At 66.9% G+C, this 20,571-nt stretch carries 18 protein-coding genes and 1 tRNA gene; 10 read left to right on the top strand and 9 right to left on the bottom strand.

Annotated features, from left to right (window positions below):
• Window positions 1-43: 43 nt before the first annotated feature.
• Window positions 44-1,009 carry an HhH-GPD family protein gene (locus AC5RUK_RS11095; RefSeq protein WP_494106955.1) on the bottom strand — a complete coding sequence of 322 codons (966 nt, stop codon included), beginning with the start codon at window positions 1,007-1,009 and terminating at the stop codon, window positions 44-46.
• A gap of 86 nt (window positions 1,010-1,095) precedes the next feature.
• Here AC5RUK_RS11095 and AC5RUK_RS11090 point away from each other — a divergent pair, with 86 nt between their 5' ends.
• Window positions 1,096-1,725 carry a hypothetical protein gene (locus tag AC5RUK_RS11090; RefSeq protein WP_494106954.1) on the top strand — a complete coding sequence of 210 codons (630 nt, stop codon included), beginning with the start codon at window positions 1,096-1,098 and terminating at the stop codon, window positions 1,723-1,725.
• A gap of 15 nt (window positions 1,726-1,740) precedes the next feature.
• Here the strand turns inward: AC5RUK_RS11090 and disA are convergent, their stop codons facing one another.
• The 3 genes from disA to AC5RUK_RS11075 all read right to left on the bottom strand — a co-directional run bounded on the left by disA (window position 1,741) and on the right by AC5RUK_RS11075 (window position 5,443).
• Window positions 1,741-2,814 carry a DNA integrity scanning diadenylate cyclase DisA gene (disA, locus tag AC5RUK_RS11085; protein ID WP_493988478.1) on the bottom strand — a complete coding sequence of 358 codons (1,074 nt, stop codon included), beginning with the start codon at window positions 2,812-2,814 and terminating at the stop codon, window positions 1,741-1,743.
• 104 nt (window positions 2,815-2,918) lie between these two features.
• Complete coding sequence (gene radA / locus AC5RUK_RS11080; protein WP_493988479.1) at window positions 2,919-4,286, bottom strand: DNA repair protein RadA; 1,368 nt, start codon at window positions 4,284-4,286, stop codon at window positions 2,919-2,921.
• A 29-nt stretch (window positions 4,287-4,315) separates the two neighbouring features.
• The gene (locus tag AC5RUK_RS11075) at window positions 4,316-5,443 is read right to left on the bottom strand and encodes an FUSC family protein (RefSeq protein WP_493988480.1); all 1,128 of its coding nucleotides are present in this window, start codon (window positions 5,441-5,443) and stop codon (window positions 4,316-4,318) included.
• Window positions 5,444-5,704: 261 nt separating this feature from the next.
• Between AC5RUK_RS11075 and pstS the strand changes: the two genes are divergently transcribed.
• From pstS to pstB, 4 genes are all read left to right on the top strand, one after another.
• Window positions 5,705-6,817 (top strand): phosphate ABC transporter substrate-binding protein PstS, encoded by a 1,113-nt coding sequence (pstS, locus tag AC5RUK_RS11070; RefSeq protein ID WP_493988481.1) that lies wholly within the window; start codon window positions 5,705-5,707, stop codon window positions 6,815-6,817.
• A gap of 149 nt (window positions 6,818-6,966) precedes the next feature.
• Window positions 6,967-7,893: a phosphate ABC transporter permease subunit PstC gene (pstC, locus tag AC5RUK_RS11065; RefSeq protein WP_493988482.1), complete on the top strand. Its 927-nt coding sequence runs from the start codon at window positions 6,967-6,969 to the stop codon at window positions 7,891-7,893.
• Complete coding sequence (gene pstA, locus AC5RUK_RS11060; protein WP_493988483.1) at window positions 7,893-9,008, top strand: phosphate ABC transporter permease PstA; 1,116 nt, start codon at window positions 7,893-7,895, stop codon at window positions 9,006-9,008. Before pstC ends, pstA begins: the two co-directional genes overlap by 1 nt.
• Before the next feature lie 27 nt (window positions 9,009-9,035).
• Window positions 9,036-9,815, top strand: a complete 780-nt coding sequence (gene pstB / locus AC5RUK_RS11055; protein WP_493988484.1) for a phosphate ABC transporter ATP-binding protein PstB — start codon at window positions 9,036-9,038, stop codon at window positions 9,813-9,815.
• Window positions 9,816-9,906: 91 nt separating this feature from the next.
• Here the strand turns inward: pstB and AC5RUK_RS11050 are convergent, their stop codons facing one another.
• The 3 genes from AC5RUK_RS11050 to AC5RUK_RS11040 all read right to left on the bottom strand — a co-directional run bounded on the left by AC5RUK_RS11050 (window position 9,907) and on the right by AC5RUK_RS11040 (window position 12,709).
• Entirely contained in the window at window positions 9,907-10,917 is a 1,011-nt protein-coding gene (locus tag AC5RUK_RS11050) for an inorganic phosphate transporter (protein WP_494152208.1), read from the bottom strand.
• Complete coding sequence (locus tag AC5RUK_RS11045) at window positions 10,918-11,535, bottom strand: nuclease PIN (RefSeq protein ID WP_493988486.1); 618 nt, start codon at window positions 11,533-11,535, stop codon at window positions 10,918-10,920.
• Window positions 11,536-12,061: 526 nt separating this feature from the next.
• Window positions 12,062-12,709 carry a hypothetical protein gene (locus AC5RUK_RS11040; RefSeq protein WP_493988487.1) on the bottom strand — a complete coding sequence of 216 codons (648 nt, stop codon included), beginning with the start codon at window positions 12,707-12,709 and terminating at the stop codon, window positions 12,062-12,064.
• Between the two features lie 192 nt (window positions 12,710-12,901).
• Between AC5RUK_RS11040 and AC5RUK_RS11035 the strand changes: the two genes are divergently transcribed.
• The 4 genes from AC5RUK_RS11035 to AC5RUK_RS11020 all read left to right on the top strand — a co-directional run bounded on the left by AC5RUK_RS11035 (window position 12,902) and on the right by AC5RUK_RS11020 (window position 16,068).
• Window positions 12,902-12,974: transfer RNA gene (locus tag AC5RUK_RS11035), tRNA-Lys, on the top strand.
• Window positions 12,975-13,638: 664 nt separating this feature from the next.
• Window positions 13,639-14,148, top strand: a complete 510-nt coding sequence (ectA, locus tag AC5RUK_RS11030; protein ID WP_493988488.1) for a diaminobutyrate acetyltransferase — start codon at window positions 13,639-13,641, stop codon at window positions 14,146-14,148.
• A gap of 132 nt (window positions 14,149-14,280) precedes the next feature.
• Complete coding sequence (ectB, locus tag AC5RUK_RS11025; protein WP_494106953.1) at window positions 14,281-15,552, top strand: diaminobutyrate--2-oxoglutarate transaminase; 1,272 nt, start codon at window positions 14,281-14,283, stop codon at window positions 15,550-15,552.
• Window positions 15,553-15,669: 117 nt separating this feature from the next.
• Window positions 15,670-16,068, top strand: a complete 399-nt coding sequence (locus tag AC5RUK_RS11020; protein ID WP_493988490.1) for an ectoine synthase — start codon at window positions 15,670-15,672, stop codon at window positions 16,066-16,068.
• Window positions 16,069-16,250: 182 nt separating this feature from the next.
• Here AC5RUK_RS11020 and AC5RUK_RS11015 read toward each other — a convergent pair whose 3' ends face one another.
• Window positions 16,251-17,531, bottom strand: a complete 1,281-nt coding sequence (locus AC5RUK_RS11015) for an MFS transporter (RefSeq protein ID WP_494152207.1) — start codon at window positions 17,529-17,531, stop codon at window positions 16,251-16,253.
• 200 nt (window positions 17,532-17,731) lie between these two features.
• A complete protein-coding gene (locus tag AC5RUK_RS11010; RefSeq protein WP_494152206.1) occupies window positions 17,732-18,763 on the bottom strand; it encodes a LacI family DNA-binding transcriptional regulator in 1,032 nt (343 codons plus the stop codon).
• 149 nt (window positions 18,764-18,912) lie between these two features.
• Here AC5RUK_RS11010 and AC5RUK_RS11005 point away from each other — a divergent pair, with 149 nt between their 5' ends.
• Window positions 18,913-20,559 carry an ABC transporter substrate-binding protein gene (locus AC5RUK_RS11005; RefSeq protein ID WP_494152205.1) on the top strand — a complete coding sequence of 549 codons (1,647 nt, stop codon included), beginning with the start codon at window positions 18,913-18,915 and terminating at the stop codon, window positions 20,557-20,559.
• Window positions 20,560-20,571: the final 12 nt, after the last annotated feature.

Genomic DNA, 20,571 nt, shown 5'->3' with positions numbered 1-20,571 from the left:
GCGCGGCTGCACTGGCGCCCGAGGGGCGGGCCGGAATCGTTTTCTATCCGGGGAGGGCGATGCCGCTGCCCGAGGTGACGGCCAAACCGTCCGCGATCAGCCCGTCCAAGGCACGGCCCAACTGTTCGTCGCCGGCAGGCAGCGCGCGCAGTGCCGCGAGCGGCGTCCGATAGGCCGCAGGCAGTTCGGCCAGCTCGACGCCGCCGAGCAGGACCTCGCGCGGGACCGGGGCCTCGGCCTCGCGCAACACGGCCATCATGGCGCCGCGCACCTGCCGGTCGGTGCCCGCCCACGCCTGGCCCTTGGGCACGTAGTGGGCTTCGGGCCGGCCGGCCTTGACCCAGGCGCAGCGGTCCAGCACCGGGCAGGCATCGCACTGCGGCGATCTGGCCGTACAGATGAGCGCGCCGAGTTCCATGACGCCGGCATTCCACTCCTTGACGCCGTGGACCGGCATCAGCTGCTGCGCCGTTCGCATTTCGGCGGCATTCAGCGACGGTGCGGGCAGGGCGGCTCCGGTGACCAGCCGGGCATGCACGCGGCGGATATTGGTGTCCACCACCGTCTCCGGCAGCCCGAACGCGAAGGAAGCCACGGCGGCTGCGGTGTAGGTTCCGACGCCGGGGAGCTGCAGCAGGCTGGCATGGTCATCCGGCACGTGGCCGCCGTGCCGGTCAACGATGGCAGCAGCTGCGGCATGCAGGCGCAGCGCACGGCGCGGATATCCCAGCCTGCCCCAGGCCCGGACCGCTTCTCCGGCCGGATCGGCGGCGAGGTCGGCCGGGCGCGGCCAGCGGCGCATCCACTGCTCCCAGACAGGCAGCACCCGGACCACGGGGGTCTGCTGCAGCATGAATTCGCTGACGAGGATGCCCCAGGGGCTGCAGTCCGGGCGGCGCCAGGGCAGGTCCCGCGCGCTGGCCGCGAACCAGGTCCGGATACGCGAATGCAGCAGTTCGGCGTCAGCCGGTTCGGTGGACGGTGCCGGTGCGGCGGCGGGGCGGGGCATGGAACTCCTACGATGTGACCAACCAATACTGTACTGCCCGGCGTGGTGGTGACGGCGCGGGCCGGTGCTGTCCTTAGCCTTAAGGCATGGCAGGAAACGGCACATCCGGCACCCGCGGGCGGGCTCCCGTCCGGCGGCCCAGCCCTGCCGTTTACCGCCGCCGCCGTTTGGTGGTGCTGGCCCTGGCCGTGATCGTGCTGGCGGCCCTGGTGGCGGCCGGATTGTGGGTGGGCGGCCTGCTGGGCCGGGGAGAGCCGGAAGCAGCGGCAGAGGCACCGGGACCGGCAGCCGCCAGCCCCGCACCCGCCAGCCCCGCCTCCCCGGGCACGGCAGGCTGCGAGGACGCGGACGTCGTCGTCCGGGCCGAAACGGACGCCCCGGCCTACGGGAGCGGGGAGAACCCCACCCTGATCATGGAGGTGGCCAACGAGGGCAAGGTGCCGTGCGAAGTCAACGTCGGCACTGACGCCATGGAATTCCTGGTCACCAGCGGGGAGGACCGGATCTTTTCCTCGAAAGACTGCCAGGTGGACCCCGAGCCGCTGATGATGACCCTTGAGCCGGGCAAGGCCGAGCAGGCACGTTTCGTCTGGGAACGGAACCGCACAGCCCCGGGATGCACCCCGATGGAAGCCAACCCGCAGCCGGGCACCTACGTCCTGGTCACGAAGCTGGACAAAAAATCCAGCGACAAGACCGTGTTCGAGCTGCGCTAGCGGACGCCGGGGGAATCAGAGGAACCGGTCCAGGAGGCTGGTTTCGGCGATGCGGGAGAGGCCTTCACGGATCACGCGTGCCCGCTGTTCGCCGATGCCGTCCACGGCCATCAGGTCGTCGATATTGGCCGCCATCAGCGACTGCAGGCCGCCGAAGTGGTCGACCAACCGGTCCGCCACCGCCCGCGGCACCGACTTGACTGCGGCCAGCAGCCGGTAACCGCGCGGCTGGACCACGGCGTCGAGGGAATCCTGCCCTACCTGGATACCGATCACGCTGGCGACGCGGCCCAAGTCGATCAGATCGTTCGCGGTGAAACCGCGCAGCGTCTGAAGGGCGGCGTCGACGTCGATGCCGCCCTTGATGTCGGCGTAGTCGCGCAGGATCATCTCGCTGTCCGGACCGAGCCCCGAGGTCAGTTCATCCAGCTGGAGCGAGAGCAGGCGCCCGTCGACGCCGAGTTCCAGTACGTACTGGGAGATCTCGTCGGAGATGCGGCGGACCATTTCCTGCCGCTGCAGGGTCACCGCCACGTCCCGCACGGTGACCATGGCTTCGATTTCCAGCGCGGACAAGGAGCTGGTGACCTGGTCCAGCCGGGCGCGGTATCGCTCCAACGTGGCCAGCGCCTGGTTGGCGCGGGCGAGCACCGGTTCGGAGCCCTCGAGCACGTGCCGGATGCCTTCCACATACAAGGCGATGATCTGCATCGACTGGCTGACCGAAATGACCGGCAGTCCGGTCTGGATGGCGACCCGTTCGGCGGTGCGGTGGCGGGTGCCGGACTCCTGTGTGGGAATCGACGGGTCCGGGACCAGCTGCACGGCAGCCTTGACGATGTTCGCGGCGTCCTTGTCGCAGACGATGGCACCGTCCATCTTCGCCAGTTCGCGCAGCCGGGTGGGGGAGAAGTCGATCCCGATATCGAAGCCGCCGCTGCTGATCTTTTCCACCTGCTGGTCGTGTCCGAGCACGATGAGGGCACCGGTGCGCCCGCGGAGAATCCGTTCCAACCCGTCGCGCAGCTGGGTTCCCGGAGCTACACGGGCCAGGGTCGCCTTAAGGGCGTCCTCGGGGCTCTTGACCATGGGGGAGTTTCCTTAGGGCCGGCGGGCATGGGGGACGAGGCCGTCGTCCGGACGGCCTCAGGCTCCATGATAAGGCCGGACCCCGGCTATTCCCCTCCCGGCGCTTAGCGGAACAGCGTGGACAGCGCTTCGGAGACGGTATGTACTTCCTTGACGGTGAAGCCAGCCGGCACCTGGCCTGCGCCGTCGGGAGAAGCCGGCACGATCGCGTGCGTGAACCCGAGCCGTTCGGCCTCCTGGATCCGCCGCCCGATTCCCGGCACCGGCCGCACTTCGCCGGCCAGGCCCACTTCACCGAAGGCGATCAACTGCGCGGGGAGCGGCTGATTGGTCTTCGCCGAGGCGATGGCCAGCACGGTGGCCAGGTCCGTGGCGGGTTCGCTAAGCCGGACCCCGCCCACCGTCGCCACGTAGCTGTCGTCCTTGTGCAGCGACATCGAGGCGCGGCGCTGCAGCACGGCCATCATCATGGCCACACGCGAAGAATCCAGCCCGCTCGTGGCACGTCGCGGCTGCGCGTTGGAGGTCTCGGCCAGCAACGCCTGCACCTCGGCCACCAGCGGCCGCCGGCCCTCCAGCGTCACGGTGATGCAGGTGCCGGAGACCGGGTCCTTGGTCCGGGACACGAACAGGCCGCTCGGGTCGGTCAGTCCTTCGATGCCGCCCTCGGTCAGGTCGAAGCATCCCACCTCGTCGGTCGGACCGTAACGATTCTTGACCGCACGCACCAGCCGCAGGCGCGAATGCCGGTCGCCGTCGAACTGGCAGACCACGTCCACGAGATGCTCCAGCAGGCGCGGCCCGGCGATCGAGCCGTCCTTGGTCACATGCCCCACCAGGATGGTGGTCATGCCCTTGCGCTTGGCGGCGTTGATCAGCGAGGCCGCGACCTCACGCACCTGCGTCACCCCGCCGGCGGCGCCCTCCACCGCGCTGCTGCTGAGCGTCTGTACCGAGTCGACGATCAGCAGCGCCGGCTCCAGCTGCTCCACATGCCCCAGCGCGATGCCGAGGTCTGTCTCGGCGGTCAGGTAAAGGTTGTCAGCCACCGCGGAAATACGTTCGGCCCGCAACTTCACCTGGGCCGCCGACTCTTCGCCGGTGACGTACAGCACGTCCCGGTCCAGCCGGGCCACCCGCGCGGCAACATCCAGCAGCAAGGTGGACTTGCCGATGCCCGGTTCGCCGGCCAGCAGGATGACCGCACCCGGGACCAGCCCGCCGCCGAGCACCCGGTCGAGTTCGCCCACACCGGTGGCCCGGAAGGCCGCGGTGGTGGCATCGACGTCGGCGATTCGTTCCGCGGGCCGGGAGACGGCGGCTGCGGCCGTGGTGCGGGCCACCACCTGGGTGGCCTCTTCAACCGTTCCCCACGCCTGGCACTCGCCGCACCGGCCCACCCACTTGGCCGTGCTCCAGCCGCACTCGGCGCAGCGGTAGGCAGGGGCCTTGGACCGGGTCTTGGTGCTCATGCACCCACAGTAACCGGGGCGGCGGACAATCAGAGTCTGGGCAGGTAGGACGTGGCGTCGTCCCCGTTGAGCCCGGCGGCCTTGAGCAGGTCAACCATGAGCGGCCGGAAGACCAGGATCAGGCCCTCGCCCTCCATGGTGGCAACGCCGAGGGTCTTGGGGTGCAGGCGGGTGGCAATCTCGGCCAAATCGTTCCGGGCTCCGGAGAGCCGGCGTTCGCGGGCGCCCGGGTCCCGGTCGGAGAGCCCGGAAGCGAGGATCTCGACGGCGTCGGCGGTCTCCTGAAGCACTTCGGACAAGCACGCGATCGCCTCGTCGGACATGGCTGCATGGTTGATCACGGACGTCAGGCGCCGGGAGAAGACCCGGCTGTTGCGCATGGCCAAATCCGCCATCTCAGCAGCATCCTGCAGGTCCCCCACTTCGTCCCGGTGGCGGCGGTAGGCCGGTGAAATGCGGGCGACTTCCCGAGCCGAGCCGAAGCTGCCGCGGACGTCGTCGATCAGGTTTTGGCTGGCCCGCGCCCGGACCAGGGCGTGCCAGGCCTTGGTGGAGTCGCTGTGGGCGAGGGCAACGGAACACTCGCGCAGTACCGAGGCGAGCTCATCCAGCAGCGTCTGCAGCTTGGAACGCGGTTCGGAGCGCGGATCGCCCGGGATCAACATGGTCACGATCATCGCGAAGGCGCCGCCGATGACGGCGTCGAGGCTGCGGGTGAACGGCCCCCCGTCCGGGGCGGGCAGCAGCACCACCAGCACGGACTGCAGCGCCATCTGGGTGGTGAAGATGGTGCCGCTGTCCAGGAACCGGGCCAAAAGGATGGATACCAGCAGCACCAGGGCCGCCTGCCAAATGCCCGGCCCGAGGAAGTGCAGCAGCAGATCGCCCACCGCGATGCCCAGCGTGCAGCCGATGGCGACTTCGAGCACTTTGCGCACCCGGGGTCCCTTGGAGAAACCGAGCGCAATGATGGACGAGGTGGCGGCGAACAGCGGGCCTTCGTGGCCCAGGACCTGCTCGGCCACTACATAAGCGGCTACGGCGCAGAAGGTGATCCGCACCGCCGGCATGACCGAGGACTTGCTGCGGCTGAAGCCGGCCCGCCCGCGTTTGCGCAGGAACGACCGGGCCTGTGCCAACCGGGTGCCTGCGCTCATGCTCCCAGTCTAGGCGGGGCCTGACGGGCCCCCTGCACGGCCGCGGACCCCTGCGCGGCAGCGGCCCTTAGTATGAGTGCGCTCACAAAGGCAAGACCCGCACGCGGTCGGTTAGCAAACTGTCCGGTCTTGTTCACCTTGCGTTCACTTTCACCGTGCACATTCTTTACGTGGCGCCCATAGCCTCGAAGGAGCACGACGTCAGGGCGGATTTACGTCCGGTCGTCCTGATCCGTTCTCACCCTGAAAGGGACCATACACGTGAAGGCATTTCGCATCGGCCGCGCGGCCGCCGTCCTCTCCGTTGCAGCGCTGGCGCTGACCGCCTGCGGCTCCGACAACGCCACCGGCAGCCAGGCCGCTGCCGGCAGCACCGAGACGGCAGCAACCGTTTCGGGCACGCTCTCCGGCGCAGGCGCTTCCTCGCAGGATTCCGCCATGCAGGCCTGGATTGCCGGCTTCGGCGCGCAGAACCCGGAGGCCAGCGTGCAGTACTCGCCGGACGGCTCGGGTGCCGGCCGCGACGCCTTCCTGGCCGGCGGCGTTCAGTTCGCCGGCTCGGACGCCTACATGGACGAGGAAGAATGGGAGCAGGCCAAGGAGGTCTGCGGCCCCGACGGCGCCATGCACATCCCCGGCTACGTCTCCCCGATCGCCGTGGCGTTCAACCTCGAAGGCGTGGACTCCATCAACATGGACGCCGAGACCATCGCCAAGGTCTTCCGCGGCGAAATCGCCAAGTGGAACGACGAAGCCATCGCTTCGCAGAACGAGGGCGTGGAGCTGCCCGACACCCCCATCACGGTGGTCCACCGCTCCGACGAGTCCGGCACCACCGAGAACTTCGTGGAGTACCTGGCTGCCGCAGCCGGCGACGTCTGGACCGATGAAGTCTCCGGCGAGTGGCCCGCCAAGCTCCAGGCCGAGAACGCACAGGGCACCTCCGGTGTGGTTTCCGCCACCACCGCGACCAACGGGGCCATCACCTACGCCGACGCTTCGGCCGTCGGCGACCTGGGCACCGTGAAGGTCAAGGTCGGCGAGGAATACGTCGAATTGAGCCCCGAGGCCGCTTCCAAGGCCGTGGAGGCAGCCACCCCGGTTGAGGGCCGCGGCGACGTGGACATGTCCCTGGACCTCGATCGCGACACCACCGAGTCCGGCGCCTACCCCATCGTGCTGGTTTCCTACCACATCTACTGCTCGACATATGCTGATCAGAACACCGTGGACCTGGTGAAGGCCTTCGGCAACTACGTGATCAGCGAAGAAGGACAGCAGGCCGCGCAGGACTCGGCCGGCAATGCGCCGATCTCCGAGACCCTGCGCGAGCAGGCCAAGACGGCTATCGACTCCATCTCGGTGAAGTCGTAGCCCTCACGAAGTCCGGTTGGCCCCGCGCCGTCGCAGTTTGACGCGCGGGGCGCAGCCGTGTTCCGGCCGGGGCGAAATTGCCCGGACGGAACGAAGCCGCAAGACTGGCAGAACAGCTAGACGAAGTACAGAACCCGAAGGGTTGTGAAGTGTCCCAAACATTGACCGAGACCGGCCAGGGCCGCGCCGGCGACAAGGTCTTTTCCGGCCTCGCGCTTGCCGCGGGGTGCCTGATCCTCTTCGTGCTGTTCTGCGTGGCGGCATTCCTGCTGTGGCAGGCCCTGCCGACGTTCGGGGCAGACCCCGCCGATATTTCCGGCGGAAACGGCTTCTGGGGCTACATCTGGCCCATCGTCATCGGTACGTTGATCGCCGCGGCGATCGCCCTGCTGCTGGCGACCCCGGTGGGCGTGGGGGTCGCGCTTTTCATCTCCCATTACGCACCGCGGCGGCTCTCCCAGGGCCTCGGCTATGTGGTGGACCTCCTGGCCGCCATCCCCTCGGTGGTCTACGGAGCCTGGGGCATGACCGTGCTGGCCCCCGCGCTCGTCGGTCCCTACACCTGGCTGGCGGAAAACGCCGGCTGGATCCCGATCTTCGAAGGACCCGCCAGCCAGACCGGCAAGACCATGCTGACGGCCGGAATCGTGCTGTCCGTGATGATCCTGCCGATCATCACCTCGCTCAGCCGCGAGATCTTCCTGCAGGCGCCCAAACTCCATGAGGAAGCGGCCCTGGCCATGGGGGCCACCCGGTGGGAAATGATCAAGATGGCCGTCTTCCCGTTCGCCCGGCCAGGCATTGTCAGCGCGGTGATGCTGGGCCTGGGACGCGCGCTCGGTGAGACGATGGCGGTGGCCATGGTGCTCTCCGGCGGCGGGCTCATCGCCAGCCTGATCAAGTCTGGCAACCAGACGATCGCCGCCGAGATTGCGCTGAACTTCCCTGAAGCGTACGGGCTGCGGTTGTCCGAACTGATCGCCGCCGGCCTGGTGCTGTTCGTCATTACCCTGGCCGTGAACATGGTCGCCCGCTGGATCATCAGCCGGCACAAGGAATTCTCGGGAGCCAACTGATGTCCAAACTGCTCACTGACACCCCCGCCCCGACCAAGCGCAATACGCTCACCAAGAACCAGATGCCCGGCTGGGCCATCTGGGCCGTTGCTGCCGGCTCGCTCATCCTGGGCGCCGCACTCTCGTCGCTGATCGGTTTCGGCCTGGTCTCCTGGGCGTTGTTCTCAGCGGTGATCTTCGTGATTGCCGGCTACGTGGTGACGCTCTCGGTGGAGGGGTCGCGCAAAGCCAAGGACCGCTTCGCCACCAACCTGGTCTTCGCGGCGTTCATCATCGCGGTCGTGCCGCTGATCTCCGTGATCTGGACCGTGCTGCAGAACGGCGTCGCCGGGCTGAACTACAACCTGGTCTTCACGTCGATGAACGGCATGACCGGCATGATCGACAACGAGACGACCGCCAACGGCACCGACGTGCTCGGCGGCGCCTACCACGGCATCGTCGGCACCCTGCTGATCACCCTCTGGGCCACCATCATTTCGGTGCCGATCGGCCTGCTCACGGCGGTCTATCTGGTCGAATACAGCAAGGGCGGCCCGCTCTCGCGCGGCATCACCTTCTTCGTGGACGTCATGACCGGCATCCCGTCGATCGTGGCGGGCCTGTTCGCTGCCGCGCTGTTCGGGCTGATTTTCGGCCCGAGCACCCGCACCGGCTTCGTGGCCGCCGTCGCCCTCTCCGTGCTGATGATCCCGGTGGTGGTCCGCTCCACCGAGGAAATGCTCAAGATCGTCCCGAACGAGCTCCGCGAAGCGTCCTACGCGCTGGGCGTGCGCAAGTGGCGCACCATCCTGAAGGTTGTGGTGCCGACGGCGATTTCCGGCATCGCCTCCGGCGTCACCCTGGCCATCGCCCGCATCATCGGCGAGACAGCCCCGCTCTTGGTCACCGCGGGCTTCGTGAACAGCATCAACTGGAACGTGTTCGGCGGCTGGATGACCACCCTGCCCACGTTTATCTACCGGCAGCTGATGAACCCGACCTCGCCCACCAACGTGGACCCCAGCGTGCAGCGTGCCTGGGCCGCTGCGCTGATCCTGATCGTCTTCGTGATGCTGCTGAACCTGATTGCCCGGCTGATCGCCCGCATCTTCGCCCCCAAGACCGGCCGCTGAGCCAGAACCAAAGAGAAGGAAACCCCCATGTCCAAACGCATCGACGTCAAGGACCTGAACGTCTACTACGGCAACTTCCGGGCGGTGGAAGGCGTCAACATCAACATCGACGCCAAGTCCGTGACAGCTTTCATCGGCCCCTCCGGCTGCGGCAAGTCCACCTTCCTGCGCACGCTCAACCGGATGCACGAAGTGCTTCCCGGCGCCCGGGTGGAGGGCGAAGTCCTGCTCGACGGGGACAACCTCTACGGCCAGGGCGTGGACCCGGTGACCGTGCGCAGCCAGATCGGCATGGTCTTCCAGCGCCCCAACCCGTTCCCCACCATGTCCATCCGCGACAACGTGCTGGCCGGGGTCAAGCTGAACGACAAGCGGATTTCCAAGTCGGACGCGGACGCGCTGGTGGAGAAGTCGCTGACCGGCGCCAACCTGTGGAACGAGGTCAAGGACCGGCTGAACAAGCCCGGCTCCGGCCTCTCCGGCGGCCAGCAGCAGCGTCTGTGCATCGCCCGCGCCATCGCGGTGTCCCCGCAGGTGATCCTGATGGACGAGCCCTGCTCGGCGCTGGACCCCATCTCCACGCTGGCCATCGAGGACCTGATCGAGGAACTCAAGACGGAATACACCGTGGTCATCGTCACCCACAACATGCAGCAGGCGGCGCGCGTGTCGGACAAGACGGCGTTCTTCAACATCGCCGGCACCGGCAAGCCCGGCAAGCTGATCGAATACGGCGATACCCCGTCGATCTTCAGCAACCCCACGCAGAAGGCCACGGAAGACTACGTCTCCGGCCGCTTCGGGTAAACCCGTCCCACAACCAGGACGACGGCGGTGCCACCCCCCTTGCGGGCGGGAGGCGCCGCCGTCGGTGTTTAAGAACGTCCCCGCCGGAGGGCTAGAGAATCGGATCCAAGGCCAGCAGCAAGATGGCTCCGACGAGCGAGGTTGCCAGCAGGGTCAGCACCCAGGTGGCCAGCACGCGGCTGGCCACCCGCCAGCGCACCGCGTGCATCCGCTGCGTGGACCCTGCGCCCAGAATGGCCGCCGTCATGGTGTGCGTGCTGGAGAGCGGCATGTGCAGCCCGATGGCACCGACGAACAACATTGCGGAGCTCACTCCCTGCGCGGTGGCGCCGTGCAGGGGATCAATCCGCACCAGCCGCGACCCGAGCGTGTGCGAGATCCGCCAGCCCCCGAAGAGCGCGCCCACGGCCAGCAGTACCGCCGCGAACAACTGCACCCACAGGGGCATCTGGTCGTCGGAGGCATAGCCGGCCGCGGCCAGTCCCAGCAGCACCACGGCCATGGTGCGCTGCCCGTCCTGCAGGCCGTGGCCCAGCGAGAAGGTGCCGGCAAAGACCGCCTGGGCCAGCCTGGTGGTCCGGCCGACCTCGCGCGGCGTCCGGTACCGGGCCAGCCACGTCAGCGGGACGATCGCCAGGTAGGAGAGCACGAACGCCACCAACGGCGACAACAGCAGCGGCAGGATCAGCTGGCCCCAGATCGGGTTTTCCGTGGCACTGATGTTTTCGCCGCCCAACAGGGTGGACGCCGCCCCCGCCCCAATCAGGCCGCCGAGCAGCGCATGCGTGGACGACGACGGCATCCGCTGCCACCACGTGAATACTCCCCAGGCGCAGGCGCTCAGCAGCCCGGCCAACAGGATGCCCAGCCCGGACCGGCCTTCGGGCAGGCCGATCCATCCGGTACTGATCACCAGGGCCAGGGTGCTGGAGATCAGGGCACCGGCAAGGTTGCAGACGGACGCGAGCACGACGGCGACACTCGGGGTGAGCGCGCGGGTGCGCACCGAGGTGGCCACGGCGTTGGAGACATCATGGAAGCCGTTGATGAAGGCAAAGCAGCCGGCGAAAGCAACCACCAGCACCAGGAGGAACAGCTCCACCTACGATTCCTTGACCAGGATCTGGCCTACGTGGTGGGAAGCCTGGCGCAGTGTCTTGGTGGCGGCTATCAGCTGGTCGGCCACGTCGCGGTGCCGGGCCAACGTGGCGCCCTTGTGCTCGGACAAAAGCTCCGAGACCCACACCCGGTGGGTGCGTTCGGCCCGTTTGGCGAGCCGGACCATCTCGATGCAGTACTCGTCGAGGTCCTCCAGGGAGTTCAGCCGCGGCATGGCGTCGCGGGTCATCTCCGACATCCGCGCGATGACCTCCAGTTGCTCCGAGGCCCGGGTAGACAGGCGCTTGACCCGGTTGAGTGCGATCAGTTCCGCGGCGCCGTCAAGGTGTTCAAAGGTGTGCACCAGATGCAGCGAGAGCTGGAACATGTCCTCGCGGGGGAGCGGATTGACGAAGCTGGTACGCAGCGTGGTCAGCAGTGCAAAGCGCAGCCGGGAGACGTTGGCGTCGCGGTCGTGCAGCTCTTCGGAGAGCTTGTCGTAGTCGTCTGCAGGCGCCCCGAGGATCTCCGAGAGGGTCTTGACTCCCGCCATCAGCTCGGATGCTGTCTGGGCGAGCAATTCGAGGCTCTTGGTGTCCTGGGGGAAGAGGCTTAGCTTCATGTCACCGGCGGTTTTCTCACTGGTCCGTACGGCGGAAGGGAAGCATCCGCCGTGCCTAGATTAGCGCCTCTTCGCGAACAAAAATTAATGGTGCCGAACTGGGAGCGCCTCTCGGCGGAAGGCCGCTCGAGGCGGCTAAGAGTTGGAGCCCGGGGCTGCCACAGTTCGACACCACCTTCAGTTTTCTACGCCTCACAGCGGATGTCAACAGCCCCGAAAAACCGTGGAAAAACGTGTCAGCACAAGATATCTGTGGTACACGCGCGCGTCGTTCCGGGCGGGTCTTCTCCGGACGGGCCTGCCGTATCCGGGGCACCGCTGCGGGCGCCAGGGCGACTGCGGAAGGCTCGTTGGCGGTAAGCCCCGAGATGCCGCACCGGCAACCAGCCGAGCCCGCCGCGCAGCCAAGGCGACGGCGGTCAGCCGAGAGGTGCCTGGGGCAGCTAGCCGAGAGGTACCTGGGGCAGCTAGTCCAGTTCGCTCGCGCCCCAGGTGAAGGCGTGGGGCCGTGAGGCGTGGCAGGCAGCTAGTCGAGCTCGCCGCGCCGCCAGGCGACCGCGGCCGCTTCCAGATCCTCGGCGGTCTTCACGAGCCGGTGCGAATTAAGCGTCAGTTTGGTGGCATGGTTCTCGTTGGCAGACTCGGCAGAGTCGGCGTGGTGGGTCTGGCCCAGCGCGACGATCCGGCAAAAGGCCGCCGACCGGTCAAGGGCCACGTCGAAATCACCGTCGAAGGCGCCGGAGAGAATCGTGTCGGCCATGACGCGGACCTCGTCGGCGCCGGGCGGTTCAGCCACGCCGGCGATGACCTTTGACACTTCTGCCGATGCCGTCCCGGCCTTGAAGTAAGCTGCCAGCTTGTCCGGGTGGGCCTGGGCCGCGGCGCGCAGGGCGTAGAGCCGCCAGAGTGCGCCGGGCAGGGAGCGGGCAGGGCTTTCGGACCACATTTCAGCAATGGCCTCGAGCCCCTGTTGGTCTGCCAGCTTGACCAGCCTCTCGGTCACCTCGGGATCATCGGAGCCGCGCCCGCGGTGCACCAAGGCCTGGGCCGCGAGGTGGGCGGCCTCGGAGACACGTGCCGGGTCGGCGCCCCCGGCGAAGTCCTCAAAATCCAACGGGGCAAAAGGCTTTGGCTTATGCGGCCGGGGGACATCGTTTCCGTTGTTCGGGCTCATGTCTAGACCTTACTCCCGCCCCAGACGCCGGTACAGAGAGGGGTTGCTGCCCGGCCCTGGGACGTTCCGGGGCAGCCAGCAAGGCGGGCACCTGAGCGGATTCGGGTGCGCGGTGGTGGGTGCGATAAACTGGGAACTGGCCAAATCCGACCTCGCCAGGGTTTTAACCTGGGGCAGAGCGGGCTGGCTGGCGGGCCTTTAGCTCAGTTGGTAGAGCATCGGACTTTTAATCCGCGGGTCGCGGGTTCGATCCCCGCAGGGCCCACCGCGAAAGCGGCTTCGACTGGTTGGTTGCCGGTCGGAGCCGCTTTTTTCATGGCGTCCCGGCTTACAGGCTGAGTCAGCCTCCCACGTCACGCAAAATTGTCCACGTTCAGGCCAAACTGTCCACGTCTTGGCTATCCACAGGCGCGTGACCTGCGCTTATATCTACAGGCGCTCCAAAACATGGACAACGGCACGACGGCGCTTCTTCCCCGGCGCCCCAAATGGCTGCCTGCTCGACTGACCGGATCGGGGGGGCCTCCAGTCGGCGCGCAGGGTAACGGCCTCCGGGCTTCCCGTACGGCGTGGAGAAGCCCGGCCGCAGGCTCGTGCCGGTGCGCCGGCTTAACGGCCTCCGGGGCTTCCCGTACGGCGTGGAGAAGCCCGGCCGCGGGCTCGTGCCGAGGCGTGGATAACGGCCATTCGGGCGCTCCTTGCACGCCTGGTGCCACAGTTTTGGCTGGCCGTCACATAGCAAATGTCACGAAACGGTAACGATGAGAACGCGCCCGGGCACCGCCGTCGTTGTTCCGCCGAAGCGCAACTGGCGCAAGGGATCCGGCGGAATCGGGCCGGGACGGCACAGCCCGCGAAAGCGTCCCAATCCTTGTCAAGTCGGGGAATGTCAGGTTGATAACCTCTCTGATCTCGTTACGTTTGAAGGGATGGTTGAAGAACTAGCAGAAACCCAGACCAGACCGAGGATCGAAGCAAGCTTCCGTAAACCAACCCTGAACGACGGGCAGTCCCTGTGGCGCATGGCCAGGGATTCCCAGGTCTTGGACCTGAACTCGTCCTACTCCTACCTGCTGTGGACCCGCGACTTCGCCGAGACGTCGATTATCGCCACAGTGGACGGCGAGCCGGCCGGTTTCATCACCGGCTACATGCGCCCCGGCGAACCAGGCACGTTGATGGTGTGGCAGGTGGCCGTGGACCGGCGATTCCGCGGCCGCAGGCTCGCGGCGGACATGCTGGACCGCCTGGCCGGACAAGTCCTGGCCGAGCGGGTGGAAACCACCATCACAGCGGACAATGAGGCCTCCGTCCGGCTGTTCGCCGGCTTCGCGTCGCGCCGCGAGGCGCCAATGGAACGCGAACCGCTCTTCACCGAAGAGCTCTACCCGGACGGGCACGACACCGAGTACCTGTTCCGGATCGGGCCGCTCAATTAATCCCGCCGGCATCCGACGCCGGCCAAGCACCACCTCCACCAACGCACATCCGCATGAAACGACCTGCGGCCGCTGCGGCGCTGCCCCCTACCCGGGCCGCCCGCTGCCGCACTGAGGAAGGAAGCGTATTCCATGACTGACATTTTCGAGACCCTTGAGTCCGAGGTCCGCGGTTACTGCCGCAGTTGGCCCGCCGTGTTCACCCGCGGCGAGGGCAGCACCCTGACCGCCGAGGACGGAACCACCTACCTGGATTTCTTCTCCGGCGCCGGTGCGCTCAACTACGGCCACAACAACCCGAAGCTGCTGCAGCCGCTGCTGGAGTACCTGGCCAGCGGCGCGGTCGTGCACTCGCTGGACATGAAGACCCCCGCCAAGCGCACGTTCCTGGAAACCTTCCAAGAGGTCATCCTTGAGCCGCGAAACCTCGACTACAAGGTGATGTTTCCCGGCCCCACCGGCACCAACACCGTGGAGGCCGCCCTGAAGCTGGCCCGCAAGGTGACGGGCCGCCAGCACATCCTCTCCTTCACCAACGCGTTCCACGGCATGACGCTGGGTTCGCTGTCGGTGACCGGAAACTCGATGAAGCGCCGGGGCGCGGGCATCCCGCTGACCAATAGCTCCAAGATCCCCTACGACGACTACTTCTCCGGCGAAACCACCGATTTCCTGTGGCTGGAGCGGGTGCTGGAAGACAGCGGCTCGGGCGTGGACAAGCCCGCGGCCATCATCGTGGAGACGGTCCAGGGCGAAGGTGGCCTCAATGCCGCCCGGGCCGGCTGGTTGCGCGGCCTGGCCGACCTGTGCAAGAAGCACGGGATCCTGCTGATCGTCGACGATGTGCAGGCCGGCTGCGGCCGCACCGGGACGTTCTTCAGCTTCGAGGAAGCCGGCATCACCCCGGACATCGTCTGCCTGTCCAAGTCCATCTCCGGCTACGGCCTGCCGATGGCGCTGACGCTGTTCCGTCCCGAGCTGGACGTCTGGGGCGCCGGCGAGCACAACGGCACCTTCCGCGGGCACAACCCGGCATTCGTGACGGCCACGGCGGCGCTGGAGACCTACTGGCGGACCGGCGAGTTCCAGAAACAAATCCAGGCCCGGGCCGTGCAGCTGCACGAGGGCCTGGAGCGGATCGCGGGCCTGGTGGAGGGCGCCAGCGTGCGCGGCCGCGGCCTGCTGGCCGGGGTCAAATTCCCGGATGACGAGACCGCCGGGAAGATCGCCGCGGTGGCCTACGAAAACGGCCTGCTGGTGGAAACATCCGGCCCGGAGGGCGAAGTGGTGAAGCTGATGCCGGCCCTGACCATCAGCGCAGCCGAACTGGACCGCGGCCTGGATCTCCTGGTCGACGCGACCCGCGCGGTGACCGCTGTGCCGGAGCTGGTCGGAGCCCTCTAGGGCCCGCCGGCCGCACGCTGGCGCGCGCCGGCCGCACCCTGGCGCCCGCCGCGCCGTGTGGCCAAGCCGCCCCTGCACAACTTAACGAAACTTCCTGACCCCACCTGAGGAGTACCGATGCTTGTTACCAACCTGAACGACCTGAATGACACCGACCGCGACGTAAAGTCCGAGACCTGGCGCAGCCGCCGCATGGTGCTGGCCGGGGAGGGCGTGGGCTTTTCGTTCCACGACACGGTGATCTACGCCGGCACCACCTCCACGTTCCACTACGCCAACCACATCGAGGCCGTCTACTGCGTCCAGGGCGAGGGCACGCTGACCAACGAGGACACCGGCGAAGTCCACGACCTGCGGGACGGAACCATGTACCTGCTGGACGGGCACGAGAAGCACACGGTCCGCGCCACCACCGAGCTGCGCATGGCCTGCGTGTTCAACCCGCCCGTCACCGGCCGCGAAGTCCACGACGAGAACGGCGTCTACCCGCTCATCGAGGCCGAGCCGGCCAACTGACTCCGGTCCCGCGCCCGGACATCATCGGCGTCCGGGAATTTACTCCGGCCGGCCAGTAGTAACGAATGCCGTCACTGAACTGACGGCAGACAACGACGGCGGTGGCCCGCCTTCCGCACCAACCCTGCGGACGGCGGGCCACCGCTTTTGCATGCCCGAGGTGTTGCCGGGAAAGCCTGGTGCTAGCCCGCCAGTTGCGGGAGATCGTCAGGGAGGTCGCCGTGGCGGGCGTGGCGGAAGTCGGACGCCGCCAGTCCTGCCGCCACCAACACAAAGCAGGCAGCCGCCACCCAGATGATCGGCGAGTAGCCCCACGCATCGGCGGCCAAACCGCCTAGCGGCGCCCCAATAACGATCATCGCGCGGTTCATGGACCGTGTGGTGGTGTTCATGCGCGCTTGGAGCCGGTCCGGTGTGAGGGCCTGCCGGTAGCCCATCTCGTTGGCGTTCTCGGCACCCATGGCGAGGCCGCACAGCAACTGCCCGACGGCGACGATGAAGATTGCCTGGCCCGGTCCGTCCATGAATGAGGCCATCGCGATGATCGCCCAGGAGACACCCATCGAAGCCCGGCAGACGATCACCACGCGGCCGGCTCCCCAGGACAGGCCCCACCGGCTGGAGAATGACGCACCAATCAGGGCGCCTACTCCGGCGCAGGCCAGCACCGCACCGAATTCGAAGGGGCCGAGGCCCAGGCCTAGCAGCGCATAGGGAACGAAGACGGTCACTAGCACGCTGTTGGCAAGGAACCAGCCGTGTGTTGAAAGAGTCAGCGGCCCGAGCATCCGATGCCGGTAGGTAAAGCGCAGCCCTTCGGCGATGTCGGCCCGCAGGCTCTGCCTGCCAGTGGTGGCGGGTGGGGCCGGTTCCGGAGTCTTCAACAGACCAACCACAACTGCCGAGTAAAGATAAGTCATCGAGTTCACCAAAACCGCCAGCGGCGGTCCCAGCAGACCGACCAGTCCGCCGGCCACGGCCGGTCCCGATGCCTGGGCCACGGACGCGCTCTGGTCCAGCCGCGCATTGGCCGGGAGCAGTGCATGTTGCGGAACCAACCGCGGCAGGAACGATTGCGATGCAGAATCATTGAGCAGCGACAGTACGCCGAAGCCGGCCACGAAGGCGATCAGGACCGGCAGCTCCAGACGGTCCAGCAACCAGAGCAGCGGAATGAGGCCCAGCAGCAGCCCGCGGCCCAGATCCGTGCCGATGAGTACCGGGCGACGTCGGCCCCGTTCCATCAGCGCCCCGACCAGCAGGCCCAGCACGGCGTACGGCAGCCAGCGCGCGGCGTTAACCAGGCCCACTTCCACCGCCGTCCCGCCGAGCGTCAAAACCACCAGTACCTGCAGGGCCACGGTGGTGAAATACGCGCCGAACTCGGAGACGGTCTCGGCGGTCCACCACGCGAAGAAGTCGGGGAGCCGGAAGACGTCCTTGCCGCGGCCTTCGGGGGTCATCCGAACAGTCTGCCAGCGCCGCCGCCGGGCTCGGCAAGGACCCGCCGATCTCAGCTTCCGGCAGCCGCGCCGAACTTCATCGGCGCTCGGGAATTCACCCCGGCCGGCCAGTAGTAACGAAATGCCGTCACTGAACCGACGGCAGACGACGACGGCGGTGGCCCGCCTTCCGCAGCAATCCTGCGGACGGCGGGCCACCGTCACGACTTATCGCTGCCGGGGTCGAGCGTGCTCTCGCGCAGGATCAGCCGGGCGGCAAGCTTCGCCGGAACGGCGCCGGACTCCCCGAGCATCTTCCGGGACAGATGGCTGACCGCGGCCGCGGCGATAAGCTCCGGCTCGAGATCAATTGCGCTGATCGCGGGGCTGCTGTTGCGCGACTGTTCTGAATCGGACCCGGTGATCAGCTGGACCTGCCCGGGCACGGCAATGCCCCGGGCCGCCAGTTCCTCCAAGGCGCCGCGCGCATGGCGTCCGGTCAGGCAGTAGACCGCGTCCGGCACTCCCTCGCCTGCGTCCAGCAGTTCCCGCATGGCGGCCCTGCCGCCGTCGACGCCGTCGGACTCGGGCCGGCTGGCTATGCGTGGCTTCATTCGGTGACGGGCCGCCCAGCTGCGGTAGGCCGCCGCAGAGTCGAGGTTCCAGGCATTGCGGTCCATGCCGGTGATGAGGCAAATGGACCGTGCTCCGGATCGGTGGAACCTGGACAGCACTGCCTCGGTTTCTTTCGAGTCGTGGGAACCGACCCAATCGAGAAAGTCGGGCCGTGCGGGATCGCGGCCGATGGTGACGAAAGGAGCGCCCAGCCCGATTAGCAGGTCGATGACGGGATCTTCCTCGAGCGGATCGTCAATGATGTAACCATCCAACGACAGGGCGAGCGGGGAGCGCGGCAGCCGCGTCAAGTCGCGGACGAGCATGACGCTCAGGCCGCGCTCAAGGCACTCCACGGCGACGGCACCCGAGAGCCTGGTGAAGTAGTCCACGCCGTGCGGACGATAGGTTCCGAGGGAATCCAGGGGCCGGAGCATGAGTCCAATCACGCCGATGGGGCTGTTGCGCAGCCCCCGGGCCATCGGATCGGGCTGGTACCCAAGCCTGTCCGCCGTCTGCCGCACCCGCTCACGGGTTTCGGCCGACAGCGTGCCCTTGTTGTTAAGGCTGTGCGAGACAGCGGTGATGGACACCCCGGCTTCCCGGGCCACATCGTGGATGGTGACTCGCCGCCGCATCATCGGCCCCTTCGTGATTCAGGTCATAACGGTTGTATAACAGAACACCTAAAACGTTATATAAAAGGTTTTGCCCCCGTAGCTTACTGGAATACGCAGACCAAGCGTCCCATCGGAACCACAGACTGTGAAGCAAAGGGGATTGCAGGATGAAGAAAGTCACGCTGGCCACTTCGGTGGCACTGGCAATGCTGCTGACCGCGTGCAGCAACGGCGGCGGCGATGCGGCCGCGCCGGATGCGGAAGCAGGCAGCGGCCTGGGGGAACTGCTCACCACCACCAAACCGGCGGCCGGCGAATTGGATACTGTCACCTGGAACCTGCCCTTCGGCGAGCCGGCGTCACTGGACCCGATCAAGGCCTTCAACTACCCGGAAAACACCGTCGTGGCCAACCTGTGCGAAGGCCTGATGGTGATGGAACCGGACTACACGATTGCACCCAACCTTGCCGAATCGTTCGAGAACGTCGACGGCAAGACCTACATCTACCAGCTGCGTGATGACGTGACCTTCTGGGACGGCACGCCGATGACCGCCCAAGACGTTGTCTTCAGTTTGAACCGGCACTTGGACCCTGATGAGGGCAGCTACTGGGCCAGTGACGCGGTCAGCGGCAACATCGAATCGATCAAGGCCACAGGCGAGCACGAAGTGACCGTGAGCCTGAGCTCTCCGGACGTTACGTTCAACTCCTACATGGCCACTCCGCTGGGCGTGGTCGTGCAGGAGGCACAGCGCAAAGAGGCAGGCGAAGCGTATGGCACCCCGCAGGAGGGCGTCATGTGTACGGGGCCCTTCTCGGTCGACCAGTGGGACAGCGGCCAGAGCATCTCCCTGGCCAAGAACGATGGTTACTGGAACAGCAACCGCACGCCCAAGGTGCAGAACCTCGACATCCAGTTCATCGTGGACCCTGCGGCAATCACCAACGCGCTCGCATCCGGAGCAGTGGACGGGTCCTACGACGTACCGCTCAGCGCGGTGCCACAGCTGCAGTCAGCGACCAACGGCGAGCTGATTCTTGGCAAGTCCCTGCAGCTCTCGGCCATCATCGCCACCGGAGACGGCCCGCTGGGCGATCCCGCCGTGCGCAAGGCACTGTGGACCGCCGCGAACAAGTCGGCGCTGGCGGAGACGGTGTACGAGGGCACGGCGATGCCTGCCCGGTCCCTGGTCCCCGACGGCGGCTGGTCCTACGGCGACGACGTCTTCAGTGCAGCGCGCGAGGAACTGCCGCCGGTTGAAGCGAACGTCGAGGAAGCCAAGAAAATCCTGGCCGAAGCGGAAGCTGATCTCAGCAAGCCGATCACAATTGTCTACCCGAGCGAACGGTCCTTTTACGCGGACATTATTTCCGAACTGGCGCGCGCCGGCCAGGAAATCGGGCTAACGGTCAAGCCTGAGGGCGTGCCGAGTGCACAATTCGGCGCCTTCTTCTCCGATCCGGAGGCCCGGGCAGGGCATGGCGCCTTTGTCACCACCAATTACATGGACGTTCCTGATCCTCTGGTGTTCCTGCGGACCATTGTGAAGGAAGGCGGGTCGCAGAACTTCTCCGACTACAGCAACCCGAAGATTGAAAAACTCATCGCTGAGGCGGAGGTGCTGACCGACGATGCTGAACGAGCCGGGAAAGTAGCCGAAATCGAGGCATTGGCCATGGCCGACCTGCCTTGGCTGCCCATCGTCGACCCGGCAGGCCGGCTCTTCCTGAACGAGCGGGTGACCGGCGTACCGGCGTCCTTTGTCTACCTCTACTACCCATGGGGTGCGGACCTGGGCGCCGCCGAGTAACAGAAAGCCGTC

Source organism: Arthrobacter sp. Y3223065 (genome assembly GCF_059090885.1).
Note: the sequence above shows the minus strand (reverse complement) of the source record. Positions and strands in the feature narration are given on the sequence as shown.

What these genes read in the sequence shown, in the direction of transcription:
- AC5RUK_RS11075 (WP_493988480.1), bottom strand. Translation starts at nt 5,443, where the DNA reads ATGAGCGCAGGCACCCGGTTGGCACAGGCCCGGTCGTTCCTGCGCAAA.
- AC5RUK_RS11005 (WP_494152205.1), top strand. Translation starts at nt 18,913, where the DNA reads ATGAAGAAAGTCACGCTGGCCACTTCGGTGGCACTGGCAATGCTGCTG.
- AC5RUK_RS11015 (WP_494152207.1), bottom strand. Translation starts at nt 17,531, where the DNA reads ATGACCCCCGAAGGCCGCGGCAAGGACGTCTTCCGGCTCCCCGACTTC.
- AC5RUK_RS11095 (WP_494106955.1), bottom strand. Translation starts at nt 1,009, where the DNA reads ATGCCCCGCCCCGCCGCCGCACCGGCACCGTCCACCGAACCGGCTGAC.
- AC5RUK_RS11090 (WP_494106954.1), top strand. Translation starts at nt 1,096, where the DNA reads ATGGCAGGAAACGGCACATCCGGCACCCGCGGGCGGGCTCCCGTCCGG.
- AC5RUK_RS11020 (WP_493988490.1), top strand. Translation starts at nt 15,670, where the DNA reads ATGCTTGTTACCAACCTGAACGACCTGAATGACACCGACCGCGACGTA.
- pstA (WP_493988483.1), top strand. Translation starts at nt 7,893, where the DNA reads ATGTCCAAACTGCTCACTGACACCCCCGCCCCGACCAAGCGCAATACG.
- ectA (WP_493988488.1), top strand. Translation starts at nt 13,639, where the DNA reads ATGGTTGAAGAACTAGCAGAAACCCAGACCAGACCGAGGATCGAAGCA.
- AC5RUK_RS11040 (WP_493988487.1), bottom strand. Translation starts at nt 12,709, where the DNA reads ATGAGCCCGAACAACGGAAACGATGTCCCCCGGCCGCATAAGCCAAAG.
- AC5RUK_RS11010 (WP_494152206.1), bottom strand. Translation starts at nt 18,763, where the DNA reads ATGCGGCGGCGAGTCACCATCCACGATGTGGCCCGGGAAGCCGGGGTG.
- pstB (WP_493988484.1), top strand. Translation starts at nt 9,036, where the DNA reads ATGTCCAAACGCATCGACGTCAAGGACCTGAACGTCTACTACGGCAAC.
- AC5RUK_RS11045 (WP_493988486.1), bottom strand. Translation starts at nt 11,535, where the DNA reads ATGAAGCTAAGCCTCTTCCCCCAGGACACCAAGAGCCTCGAATTGCTC.
- ectB (WP_494106953.1), top strand. Translation starts at nt 14,281, where the DNA reads ATGACTGACATTTTCGAGACCCTTGAGTCCGAGGTCCGCGGTTACTGC.
- disA (WP_493988478.1), bottom strand. Translation starts at nt 2,814, where the DNA reads ATGGTCAAGAGCCCCGAGGACGCCCTTAAGGCGACCCTGGCCCGTGTA.
- radA (WP_493988479.1), bottom strand. Translation starts at nt 4,286, where the DNA reads ATGAGCACCAAGACCCGGTCCAAGGCCCCTGCCTACCGCTGCGCCGAG.